Raw genomic sequence first — 12,155 nt, 5'->3', positions numbered from 1 at the left:
CGTTCGCCCCACGGCCCTCGGGTCCACCTTCAGGCGGCAGTCGTCAACGTCACGAAGGGGGAGCGCACATGACCGATCTCCACACCAAGAAGGCGCGCTCGTTCCAGTGCCGAGACGTGCTCTGGGAGGCGATCGAACAGATGTCCGGCGAGCTGGAATGCTCGGTCGACTACCTGCTCAACGAGGCGCTGAAGCAGTACGTGAAGCAGCGCGGGCAGCGGTTGCCCGTGGTCATGCGCTTGAAGGACGAGCCTGCCGCGATGCTCTCTGCCGGTCCCGCAGGGCATGCGCCGGCGCACATCCCCGCCCAGCCTCCTGCCTTCCAGCCGCCTTCCCTGGTGTCGCACGAGGGCATGCCTGCACAGGTACAGCCTCCGCAAGCAGCACCGACGATGCCGCCGGCTGCGATGCCCATGCAGGGGCAGCCGCCCATGCACGTGGCGCCACCGGCGATGCACCAGCCGCAGGTTCCCCGGATGACGACGCAGCCGATGGCGGCCACGCCGACGCCGCCTCCCGTGCGGCCCGGCGCGCAGCCGACGCCGCCGCCCATGGTGGGCCAGGGTGGCGGCCTTCCGGCGATTCCCTCGGGGCGAACGACGCCACCGCCCGCAGATGGGCCGGTCGGCAAGCAGACGATGACGCCCTTCCCGCCGCCCGCGAGGCCCATGGAGCGGCCCACGGCGACGAACGTGCAGATGGGCGGCATGCCACCAGGGCCCGGCTTCTCACCCCCGCGCTACCCCAGCATGGCCGGCGCGCCGCAGGGCATGCCCGGGACCGTCACCCCGCCCCCGGTCGCGGTGGGCAGCAACCCGTACGGCACGCCGGTCAGTGGTGGCGGTCTGCCTCCGCCGCCCATGCCCTCCAGCGCGCTGCAGCGTGAGCCGACGATGGCGCCGCCCGCGCCCGTGCCGCCGAGCGCGCCGCCGCCGGCGGTGCCCGTGGGGCCTGGAGGCGCCCAGATCCCCTCGCCTCCGCTCTACGTGATGTACGGCGGCCAGCGGATGCAGGTGAACAAGGACCGCTTCATCATCGGTCGCGGCAAGCAGGCGGTGGACCTGACGATCAAGGACCCGAACATCTCGCGCCAGCACGCGATGGTCGAGTTCTCGGGCGGCCAGTACTACATCGTGGATCTCGGCTCCACGAACGGCATCGAGCAGAACGGGGCGCGCCTGTCGCGCAAGGTGCTGATCGAGGGAGACCTCATCCGCATCTGCGACCACGAGCTGCGCTTCACCTACCGCTGACCTACCCCCGCCGGCGCCGTCCCCGGGGCGGTCGGCGCTTTGCGCCACGAGATCTCCACCTGCCGTGCCCCGAGCTGCGTCGCCAGCGCGGTGAGCTGGCGCTCGGCCTGCGCCCGCGCCCGGGAGAGCGCGTCGGCCTCGATCGCGGCGCGCTCGATGGCCCGGATCGCCTCCTGCCTTGCCCGCGCTTCGAGCTGCTCGTTCCGGCGCGCGAGCAGGTCGGTGGCGCGCGTGTACACGTAGGTCCCCTGCTCGTCGAGGCGGGCGGAGAAGACCTCGGGCTCCGGCAGGACGAGGCGCGCGACGCCGGTCTCGGGATCCAGGGAGATGTCGCCGTCGCGGACCTTCGAGAGGTCGACGCCCAGGGTGGCCTGCCCCGCGGCGACGAGCAGCAGGGCGTCGCGCGCCTGGATGAGGCCAAAGAACCGGCTCTGCCGATCGCTGAGGTCCACCACCTTCTCGACGTGCACCTCGGCGGTCTCCAGGCGCGAGAGGTCGCGGATCGCGGTGACGATGGTCGCCGTCGGGCGCACCACCGGGCCTGGCGCCGGGTCGGGGGTCGCGAGCCGCATGACAGCGATCGCTCCCCCGGCGCCGAGCGCAGCCGCGACGAGGGCCACGCCAAGTCCCCGGAGCACGCTGGACGCAGGTCTCGGCCCACGGCGCGCTGCGAAGGTGGTGTCGGCTCCGTCGACTCCGGCGAGCGGGAGGCCATCTCCACGCCGTCCACCAGCGTAGGGGTCGTTGATCGGCTGCGACATCCAGGATGTCTTAGCGCGTGCGGACCGACCAGCCAGCGGTGAATGGGCGGCCTCCGCGTCGGCATCCTGCGCGGCGGCCTCCGCGAAGCGCCGCGCCTCCTCTCCGCCCGCCCGTTCGCCGGTGCACGTCGGGGCCATCTTCGGTGGGCGCGGGTGCAGCGCGTGGCTATCCTGTGCCAGTGGATCCGACCTGCGCCCGTCGTGCGCCCTTTCATGCCGCGATGGCCGCAGCGGTGCTCTGGATCTTCCTCACCCCAGGAGCCGCCAGCGCCGAGGAGCGGGAGCCTCCCGAGGTGGAAGCGCAGCGCCTCGTTCACATGCTGACGTACGTCGGCGCCGACTACGCGGCTGCCGTGCAGGATGGGCGCATCATCAGCCAGCTCGAGTACACCGAGCAGCTCGACATGATCGCCGACGCCAGGCAGATCGCGGCGCGCATCGAGGTCGATGCACCGGACGGCGCGCCCGACCTCGCGGCCTCCGTCGCCACGCTGCGCGTCCAGATCGAGTCCCTCGCCGCGCAATCCGACGTCGCGCATGCGGCCACCACCCTCGCCCGCCGGGTGGAGGCGGCCTTCCACCTCGCCGACGCGCCCCTCGCTCCCCCGGACGCCGCGCGCGCCGCCTCGCTCTTCGCCGAGCACTGCGCGACGTGTCACGGCGAGACCGGCCGCGCCGACACCCCGCGCGCCGCGACCCTCACGCCGCGGCCGGTGAGCTTCCACGACCCTGCGATCCTCGGCGGGATGAGCCCGCTCCGCGCCGTCAGCACCCTCCGCTTCGGCGTGCCCGGGACCGCCATGACGCCCTTCACCTTCCTCTCCGACGAGGAGCGCTGGGGCCTCGCCTTTCACGTGATCGGCCTCCGGTACCGGGGCACAGAGGCCGGGGGAGCTGCGGAGGGCACCGCGGTCGGGGCAGCGCCGGGCACGCCCCCCGCGGGCTACGACTTCGTGAGCCTCGCGATCCGCTCGGACGAGAGGCTGCGGGGCGAGCTCGCTGCCCGCGGGATGGCGGAGGCCGACATCCCTCGGGCGCTCGCCGCCCTCAGGCTCCGCGCCCCCTCCGACGCCACGCGCGCGATGCACCCGCTCCTGCGCGCACGGACCGAGATCGTCCGCGCCCGGGCAGCCGCGCGCGGGGGCGATCCAGGAGGGGCGCGCGAGCCGCTCGCCACCGCGGCGGGCATCGGCTTGACGAGGGCCATGGCGCCGCTCCGCGCGCATGGCGTCGACACCACGATGCTCGACGACCGGATCCTCTGGGCGCGCGCGGCGCTCGATCGGAACGCGGCGCCCGACGCGGTGGAGTCGACACTGAGCGCCTTCCTGCAGGAGACCACCTACGCCGAGGTGATCCTCGCCTCGCCCGGAGCGAGGCCGAGCGCTGCGGCATCCCTGGTGACGGCTGCCGGCGTGGCGCTCCGCGGCGGCGTGGGCGCGGCCCTGGCGGCGGCAGCGCTGATCGGGACGGCGAGGCACGTGACGAGGAGCGCCGCGCGCGCGTGTCTGCTCCTCACGCTCGCGGTGCTCGCCGGCGCGGCAGGAGGATGGGCCACCCGCGATGCGGCGCGGGGCTTGCTGGATCTCACGGGCGCCCTGGCCCTCGCCGGCGCGGCGCTCCTCGCCCTCGCGGATGCCACTCGTGGCGAGGAGGCCCGGGTCACCCCGACGAAGCACCGCCACCTCGTCACGAACGCGCTCCTCGGCGCCGGGGCCGCCCTCGGCGCGGCTTGCTGGGCGCTCGACGCCGTCGCGCTGGGGGCCTCGCCGCTCCTCGCGGAAGGCGCGCCGACCTGGGCGGTGCTCGCCGGGATCGTCACCACCGCGGCCCTGCTCGCGCTCGCGGTGCTCACCCTTTCCCGCGCGCCACGACCGCACGCCTCCGCTCCCCGGGAGGGCTCCCCGCCGCACAGCGCTCCCTTCTCCACGCGTGCCTCCACGCGCGCCTCCACGCGCGCCTCCACGCGCGCCTCCACGCGCGCCTCCACGCTCGCGCGCGCTGGAGCCCTCGTCCTCGCCGCCACCGGAGCGTCTGCGCTGGAACGCGCAGATCGCCTCCCGCTGCGCGTCATGACCCTCCCGCGGCTCCCGCTGCTCGACGCGCGCCCCACGGTCGCCGCCTGCGCCGTCCCCGCGCTGCTGCTCGCGCTCTGGATCCTCGGCGCCGTGCGGGCCCGCGGACGACGCCAGCACGCGGCGTCACCCGGCTGATCCAGCGCCCGACGGAGCGACCTCCGGATCGCTGCCCCTTCGCCCCATTGCATCGCCCTCCCGCCTGGACGAGCATCCTCGGCGCCTCATGCGCCTCCCCAGACCCCTCCGGTGGAGCCTCGCTGCCACGCTCGTCGCGCTCGCCGCCGCGTGTGGAGCGCGCTCTTCCCTCTTCATCGACGAACGGGCAGCCGGCGGAGGCGGGGGCGCCCCCCTCGAAGATGCCGGCGCCGACGTGCGGGACGCTGGAGATGCCAGCGACGCCGAGCCCGACGTCTACGTGGCCGACTGCGTGGAGGCGGGCGTCACGTACATCTACCTCGTCTCTCAGGAGTACAACCTCTACAGCTTCAACCCCGGGGACGGCAGCCTCGTCCTGCGTGGCTCCCTCGACTGTCCCACCACGGCGAGGCCGTTCTCCATGGGCGTCGATCGCCGGGGCACGGCCTACGTGGTCTACGATGATGGCCAGCTCTACAAGGTGAGCACCCTCGACGCCTCGTGCGAGCCCACCCCGTTCGTCCCGGAGCAGCACGGCTTCCGCGTCTTCGGCATGGGGTTCTCCACCAACGAGGGCGGCCCCGACGAGACGCTCTACGTCGCCGAGATCAACTTCAATGGCCCCTCCCTCGGGCTCGCCACGATCGACACCGACTCCTTCGAGCTCTCCCCCGTCGGACCCTTCTCCGAGAACCCTGGCACCAAGGTCGAGATGACGGGCACCGGGGACGGGCACCTCTACGGGTACTTCATGGGCGACAGCCCTGGCGGCTTCGTCGTCGAGATCGACAAGCAGAACGCCACCATCCTGTCGAGCACGCCCCTCCCCACGGGCAGCGCAGACAACGCGCTCGCCTTCGCGTTCTGGGGAGGCGACTTCTACATCTTCACCTCCCAGGGAGGCGGCATCACCGTGGTGACCCGATACCGGCCGAGTGACGGCTCGGTCGAGGAGCTGCCCTCGCTCGGCGCCACCATCGTGGGCGCTGGCGTCTCGACCTGCGCGCCGCAGTGACCCGCTGACGCGCTCCGCGGGTGCGCTCTGCTCAGTAGGGCTTCTGGCCGTTGAAGTTCCCGGGCGGATCGTAGTTGCAGACCCACATCTCCCACGGACCGTCGCCGAACGGTCCGTTGTCGGTGCAGGCCGACATCCCGCACCCGAGCCGCTCCGACGCGGCCCAGACCACCTGGGTGTAGTGCCCGCAGACGTCGGAGCACCCGTTGCTCGCGTAGTCGTAGTTCTCCTTCTCGGAGACCCAGGAGCCCACCACCTTGTCCGGCGTCGAGTTGCCGCTGCTGGCGTAGATGTTCTCGCCGTAGGGGTTGCCGCTGTGCTCGAAGGTGCATTTCGCGGCGTGAGCCTGGGCGACGGAGGCCACGTCGTGGGACCACACGAGCGGCGGGATCGGCGTCGCCGCAGGGGGGGATACGGTCGCGCGCGCGGCGTTGTGAAGCTCGGTGATCCCCTCCAGGTTTGCCGGCTCGTCAGCGCCGTTGGTGTCGCCATTCCAGACGGTCTCGCCGTTCCCGGTGGTGGTTCCATCGCCGTTGCCATCCCCGCTGTCATCGCCGCCGTCATTCCCGCCATCGTCGGAGCTGCACCCGGGGGCGAGCATGAGGGCGAGAGGGAGCGCGATCAGAAACCTGGACAGCCGAGGAGCTCGCATCCGGGCAGTGTCCCACGCCCCGCGCCGGCACCTCAAGCGCGTGGGGCGCAGGATCGTGCATCGAGGCGGCCTCCGGATATGTTGCCACCGTACACCTCCACCGCTTCCAGCATGGCCCGAGCATCCGATAACCTGCTGTGGTGGTGGATGTCGAAGATCCCGAGACGACGACCGATGTGACCGAAGACGTGGAGGAGACCAGCACCAAGGCTCCTTCTCCCCCGGCCCCTCCTGCCCGTGAGCCAGGGCGATCGCAGGGTCGGGGCCGCGGCTCCCGCCCACACATCTCGCGGCGCTCGGCGGCAGCGCTCCCGGGTGCCGTGGTGCCACCGGAGTCGCTCGACGACGCGCCGCCGGTCCGGGTCTCCAACCTCCCGCCACCTCCGCCCCTCGACAGTTCCCCCACGGGCCCCACGGGCCGTCGCGGCACCCTGGTGGCCCAGCGACCTGCGGGCGCGCTGCCCCCACCCGCGCCGAAGGTCAGCACGCCCCCGTCGCCATCCGCACTCAACATGCCGTCATCACCGCCACCTCCTCCCGTGAACAGGCCACCTGGCGCCGTCACCCGCTCCGCGCCGCTGACGGCCGCCTCGCAAGCGGCGCCGCTGGTGCCATCGGGCACGCGATCGGTGCCGCCTCCGGGAGCTTCCACCCAGTCTGCGCCGCTCGCCGCGGCCTCGCAGTCTGCGCCGCTCGCTGGCGCGTCGCAGTCGGCTCCCCTCACCTCCGCCTCTCAGGCCGCACCCCTCGTGGCCGCTCCCGGCAGATCGACGCCACCTGCGGCGAGCGCCACCCAGTCCGCGCCGCTCGGGGCTGCTCCCGGCAGGTCGACGCCGCCCGCAGCGAGCGCCACCCAGTCCGCGCCGCTCGTCGCGTCCGGTGCCAAGCCGCCCCCGCCTGCAACGAGCGCCACCCAGGCTGCCTCGCTCACGAGCGCCCGGGGTCGCCGGGGGACGGTCGTCGTTCAGCAGCCGGTCCGCAGCTCCGCGTCGCCGCAGGAGGCCTCCTCGCCAGCCGCGTCGCCCGCTCCGGCCGCGTCGAGCGCCGCGGGGCTCGTCGCCTCGGCCACGGGCTCCGCGCCCCTCTCGCCGGCAGCCACCGGCGCGGCTCCCCTCGTTCCCAGCGCCACGAGCGCTGCGGGGCTCGTCGCCTCGGCCACCAGCTCCGCGCCTCTCTCGCCTGCGGCCACGGGCTCCGCGCCCCTCTCGCCGGCAGCCACCGGCTCTGCATCGCTCGTCCCGTCCGGCGCAGGTAGCATGTCCTCCCTGGCGCGCGCCTCGACGAGGCCGCCGGCGGACCTCTCGGCCCGCCCCGTGGCGGACGCCACGCTCGCGCGCAAGGATCAGGAGATCGCCCGCCTCCGCGACGATCTGGCGCGGCGCGAGAAGGAGCTGTCCGAGGCCCGACAGGACGCGCTCGACTACCGCCGCCGCAACACGGAGTTCAGCGACAAGCTCCACGAGTCCGACCGCCAGAAGGGGGAGCTGCGCTCCCAGGCGGCCTCGCTCAAGGCCGAGAAGGACCTCTCGGTGAAGCGCACCGAGGAGCTGCGCGCCCGCACCACCAAGGCCGAGGCGCAGATCGAGAAGCTCCAGGTCCAGCTCATCGCCCAGCGCCAGGAGCTCGCGGGCGCCGACGCTGCGCCGCGCGAGCTCCTCCAGCGGGTCGAGGAGGAGCACCGCAAGCAGCTCGCCGAGCTGACCACGGCGTACGAGGCGGAGATCGGGGCGGCCGACGCCGCACACGCCGAGAAGGTCCGGGCGCTCTACGACGAGCTGGCACGCTCCGAGGAGCGCTCCGAGGAGGCGCGCCGCGTCGTGGCCGACGCCGAGCGCCAGCAGCGCTACAAGCTGGAGGACACGCTCCGGCTGGAGCTGCAGGGGCGGGACGAGGCCCACCGCAAGGAGATCGCCCGGCTCACGGAGGATCACCAGGCGGAGGTCGCGCGCCTCGAAGCGGCCAGCAAGATCGAGATCGACGCGGCGAAGCAGGCGCTGGAGAGGGCGGAGGCGCGCCACGCGGACATGACGCGCGCGACCTCGCTCACCCACGAGGAGCAGCTCCGCCGGCGCGAGGCCGACCAGGCCCGGGAGCTCGCCCGCCTCACCACCGCCCGCGACGAGGCGCAGTCCCGGCACGCCGCGCTCCTCAGGATGCTGGAGGAGCGGGACGAGCGCCTGCGCGTGCTCGAACAGGAGCGGCAGGCCGACCAGAGCGCGACGCTCGCCCTCTCCGCCGCGCGCGACGAGGAGCACCGCGCCGAGCTGCGCCGCCTCGACGAGGTGCACCGGACCGCCCTCCGGCGCGCCGAGGAGACCCACCGGGCCGCCACCGCGGCCGCCACCGAGAAGCACGCCGAGGAGATCGCGAGGCGCGCCGAGGCGTACCAGGCCGCCCTGCACAAGGCCGACGAGGCGCACTCCGGGGCGCTCGCGGCCGCCGAGGAGCGCTACCGCAAGGAGGCGCGCATCATCGCCGACGAGCACGCGGCGCTCCTCCAGAAGCGCGACGAGCACATCCGCGACGCCGAGGAGCTGGCCCAGAAGCGGGTCGCCCGCGCGCAGCAGGACATCGAGCAGCTCAAGGGCGAGCACACCGCGGAGCTGCGCCGCGCCGAACAGGCGCACACCCAGGAGATCTCCTTCATGGAGGAGGCCCACCAGCGCGAGATCGAGAACCTCCGCCGCGCCCACGCCGCGGAGGTCACCGCCGAGAACGAGGCACGCGCGAAGGCCCTCGACGAAGCGCGCGCCGCCTACCAGCAGGGCCTCGCCGCGCGCGAGGAGGCGCACCGCGAGGCGCTGCGCGTCGCGCAGGAGGATCACGTCCGCCGCCTCGCCGACGCCGATCGCTCCGCGGCCGCGCATGCCGAGGTGAAGGCCGACCAGTCGCGCGAGTCGCTCCGGGCCGAGCTCCTGGCGATGCACACCCACAACCTGGAGCTGGCCCGCGCCGAGCACGAGCAGGCCCTCGCCCGGGCCCGCGAGGCCATGGAGCGTGAGCTGCGCGCCCGCGAGCAGGAGCGCTCCCGCGCCGACGAGGAGACCGCGCGCAAGATCAAGGAGCGGATCATCCTCCGCGAGCGCGAGATCCAGGAGCGCCACATCGCCGAGGTCCACCGGGTCGAAGCCGACCACGAGGCGGCCCTGGGTACGATGGAGAGCGCCCACGGCAAGCAGCTCGACGCCCTGCGCGCGGAGCTGGACGCGGCCGCCGACCAGGCGGAGAAGCAGAAGTCCGACGCGCTCTCCCGCGCCGCGTCCCTGCACCGCGCCGACATCGCCGTGCGGGAGGCAAGCTGGGAGGCGACGAAGCAGGACCTGCAGAAGGAGATCAAGGCGCTCTCCATCGACGTCGAGCGCCTGCTCGACGATCTCGAGGCGGCCGCGACCCAGGCCCGCGCCCGCGAGGCCGCCAGCGAGTCCCGGCGCAAGGCCTACGAGAAGCTGCAGGCGGAGATGGACCAGATCCGCAAGGCGATCCTCGGCTCCGCCGGGCAGCTCGAGCACGCGGCGCGCCGCCCGATCGAGCCGCCCGCGGCGGGTGGCAAAGCGGACGCGCGCAAGGCGGAGGCCGGCAAGGCCGACGCGAGCAAGCAGGAGGCCGACACGGCCGACGCGAGCCGCTCGGAGGGTCGCGCGAGGGCCGACGCTGGGAGCGCCAGCGCCGGGAGCCTCGACGCGAGCAAGCGCGAGCCCGAGAAGGCCGAGACGAGCAAGGCTGACGGCAGCAAGCAGGAGAGCGGCAAGGCCGACACGGGCAAGGCCGACACGGGCAAGGCCGACGCGGGCAGAGCAGACGCCGGCAAGGTCGACGCTGGCAAGGTCGACGCTGGCAAGGTCGACGCTGGCAAGCCGGAGGGCGGCAAGGCGAAGGAGACCGACAAGGGCGGCGCGCCCGAGAAGGCCTCGAAGAAGAACCGCGCCGGCAAGCACGAGGCGAGCAAGGAGGCCGCGGCCGAGAAGCACGCAGGTGCCGAGAAGGGCGGCGGCTTGCACCCCGACGTCGACGCCGCCGAGGTCACCACCAGCGAGGCCGGCCGCGACCGCGTCCACGACGAGGACACCTCCGAAGATCCGCGTCGCCGCTCCATCGACGAGGACGAGGACGCCATCCGTACCCGCTACTGACCGAAGGCACTGGACGGAGCCAGGGCGCAGGCGCCGCGGGCAGCACCGCCTGCCCGCGCCCCTCCTCCACCCCGGATGGCCTGCCCCCGGCAGGCCCGGAGCGCTACGCTCCCCGCGTGCCTCGCTCTGTGTCCCTCACCGCCGCTGCGCCCATCGCCGCCGCGGTCACCCTCGCGGTCGCCACGGTCTCCGCCCTCGCCCTCGCCGTCAGCGCGGGCGGGTGTCGTCAGCGCAGCACCGCGCGCGTCGAGGGACGCATCACCCCTCCCCCTGGCGCTCCAGGCGCGCTCGTACTTCCCCTCGACGGCGCGCGCGACCCGTTCCCCGTGGTCCCCGGGACGGGCGCCTTCACCGCCCGCTACGGCGCCATCCACGTGCAGCCCGCCTCCATCCACCTGTTCGTGCACATCCCTGGCCGGCACCCGCTCATCCTGAAGCCCGAGCGCGACTTCAAGCTCCAGCCCCGTGACGGCGACCTGGTCGCCAGCGCCACCTTCGACACCGCGCAGATCCCCCTCCCCCGCCTCCTTCCGCTGACCTGCCTCTCCGAGGCCTGCACCGCCGATCTCCCGGCCGACGCCGACGGGTGCCGGGCGTCCGCCATCCTCCTCGATGGCCCGCGCGCCACGCTCCTCGCCCCCGGGGAGCGCGACGTGAAGGCCGGCGCGAAGATCCGGGCGCCCCTGCCGATGCGCGAGGGGCGCCCGCGCTCGCTGGTGCTGGTGGCGACCTGCAAGAACGACGACTACGTGTCCGACGTGGCGGAGTTCGACAACCCCTGACCTCCGTCCGCGGCCTGCATCAGGCGTGACGTACCGCCCGGCGCGCGAGCCTCACCGCACCCCACACGCCCGCCCCCATCAGCACCGCCGCCACCCCCAGCAGCGGCACCCGCACCGGCACCCCCGTCACCAGCCGGTGCACCTCGATCACCACCGCCTGCGCCATGTGCTGCGCCAGGTACGCCGCCGCCACGAACCCTGCCGGCGCCGCCGCGCGCCCCCCGCGCAGGAGCAGCCAGGCCCCCGCCAGGTAGCACCCTGTCGAGAACCCGGTGTCCACGAGCGCCGCGGTCCACAGCAGCGAGGTTGCCCCTGCCTCCTGGTAGGAATGCGTGCTCCGCCCGGTCAGCACCAGATCTGCCGCCACCCGCCCCCAGATGAACCACAGGAGCCCCGCGGAGATCACCAGCACCGCGGCCATCCACCGCCCCTCGCCGCGCCCCACCCGCACCTGCGACAGCGGCACCGCGACGCGCCCCAGCGCGGCCCCGGCGAGCGGCAACCCCAGCGCGGTGACCACCACCATCAGCGGCTGCACGGCGAGCGCTGCGCCGGTGCGGGTCACGCCTGCGCCCTCTGTCACCAGCAGGATCGCCAGCGAGAAGAAGAGCAGCCCGCACGGCAGCACCACGTACGCCGCCCACGCGCGCCCCCGCATCCAGCCCACCGCGGCGCCGGCCAGGAGGATGCTCCCCGCGAGCCCTGCGGCGGCAGCGCCCTGGGCCTCGGCGGCGACGGTCGGGTGCAGGTCGGGTGCGTGAGGGGCCCGCCAGGCGATCGCGGACAGCACGGCGACCCCGAGGAGCAGCGCGCCGCCCACGGTGCCGGAGCGCTTCTCATGTCCGTCCTCGGAGCGGCCAGACGACTGCATGACCCAGGCGTACCACACGGACTGGCGCACGCCCGGCGGCAGGCTCCTCGCGTGAGGCGCTGGCGACTTTCTTGGGCCACCCTGCCTGGAGGCGGTACACCTCGGATCGTCCCCCGATGCGCCCCTCGCCTCCCGCGCACGCACCGCTGCGAAGCCCCTCCCCCGCGGGCGACTCGGTGCCGCCGCTCGCCAGGAGCTCCATGGACACCGAGGCCAGGCCTGACGAGCCCTCGTGGCGCCGCGTGGCAGTGACGCTGGTGCTCGCCATGTCGGTGGGCACCGTGGCGGGAGCCACCGCCTCGAAGGTGTGGCCCCAGGGCGACGTCTGGCAGGGGGCGGTCGCGCCCGCGCCCGAAGACCGTGCCGACGACGGCGCGGAGCGTGCCAGCAACGCCAGCGCGCCCACGGACGACACGACCGATCTCACGACGCTTCCCCCCTCCACACTCCCCCTCCCCCCTCCCCTCCACCCTCCCCT

At 74.0% G+C, this 12,155-nt stretch carries 9 protein-coding genes; 6 read left to right on the top strand and 3 right to left on the bottom strand.

Going from position 1 to position 12,155, the window contains the following annotated elements; all coding sequences use genetic code 11:
- Positions 1-68: 68 nt before the first annotated feature.
- Positions 69-1,253 carry an FHA domain-containing protein gene (locus tag CAP_RS23040; protein ID WP_044244723.1) on the top strand — a complete coding sequence of 395 codons (1,185 nt, stop codon included), beginning with the start codon at positions 69-71 and terminating at the stop codon, positions 1,251-1,253.
- On the opposite strand, the gene CAP_RS45325 is transcribed toward CAP_RS23040, so the two are convergent.
- Positions 1,244-2,014, bottom strand: coding sequence for a DUF4230 domain-containing protein (locus CAP_RS45325; protein ID WP_081865179.1), 771 nt, complete (start codon positions 2,012-2,014; stop codon positions 1,244-1,246). The genes CAP_RS23040 and CAP_RS45325 overlap by 10 nt on opposite strands.
- Positions 2,015-2,235: 221 nt before the next feature.
- On the opposite strand from CAP_RS45325, the gene CAP_RS23030 reads away from it, so the two are divergent.
- Complete coding sequence (locus CAP_RS23030) at positions 2,236-4,227, top strand: c-type cytochrome (protein ID WP_044244721.1); 1,992 nt, start codon at positions 2,236-2,238, stop codon at positions 4,225-4,227.
- 88 nt (positions 4,228-4,315) lie between these two features.
- Complete coding sequence (locus tag CAP_RS23025) at positions 4,316-5,242, top strand: hypothetical protein (protein ID WP_044244719.1); 927 nt, start codon at positions 4,316-4,318, stop codon at positions 5,240-5,242.
- A gap of 31 nt (positions 5,243-5,273) precedes the next feature.
- Here the strand turns inward: CAP_RS23025 and CAP_RS23020 are convergent, their stop codons facing one another.
- Entirely contained in the window at positions 5,274-5,894 is a 621-nt protein-coding gene (locus CAP_RS23020) for a CAP domain-containing protein (RefSeq protein ID WP_044244717.1), read from the bottom strand.
- A 143-nt stretch (positions 5,895-6,037) separates the two neighbouring features.
- On the opposite strand from CAP_RS23020, the gene CAP_RS45320 reads away from it, so the two are divergent.
- Positions 6,038-10,024, top strand: a complete 3,987-nt coding sequence (locus tag CAP_RS45320) for a hypothetical protein (protein ID WP_156041060.1) — start codon at positions 6,038-6,040, stop codon at positions 10,022-10,024.
- Between the two features lie 116 nt (positions 10,025-10,140).
- Positions 10,141-10,806 carry a hypothetical protein gene (locus CAP_RS23000; protein WP_156041059.1) on the top strand — a complete coding sequence of 222 codons (666 nt, stop codon included), beginning with the start codon at positions 10,141-10,143 and terminating at the stop codon, positions 10,804-10,806.
- A 19-nt stretch (positions 10,807-10,825) separates the two neighbouring features.
- Here CAP_RS23000 and CAP_RS22995 read toward each other — a convergent pair whose 3' ends face one another.
- Positions 10,826-11,677 (bottom strand): hypothetical protein, encoded by an 852-nt coding sequence (locus CAP_RS22995; RefSeq protein ID WP_197041312.1) that lies wholly within the window; start codon positions 11,675-11,677, stop codon positions 10,826-10,828.
- A 200-nt stretch (positions 11,678-11,877) separates the two neighbouring features.
- Here CAP_RS22995 and CAP_RS22990 point away from each other — a divergent pair.
- Positions 11,878-12,155, top strand: a 278-nt coding sequence (locus CAP_RS22990; protein ID WP_044244708.1) for a hypothetical protein, incomplete at its 3' end; no start/stop codon positions are given.

It is taken from the genome of Chondromyces apiculatus DSM 436 (genome assembly GCF_000601485.1).
Lineage (GTDB): Bacteria > Myxococcota_A > Polyangia > Polyangiales > Polyangiaceae > Chondromyces > Chondromyces apiculatus.
The sequence above is the reverse complement of the archived record's forward strand: the minus strand, read 5'-3'. Positions and strand labels throughout refer to the sequence as shown.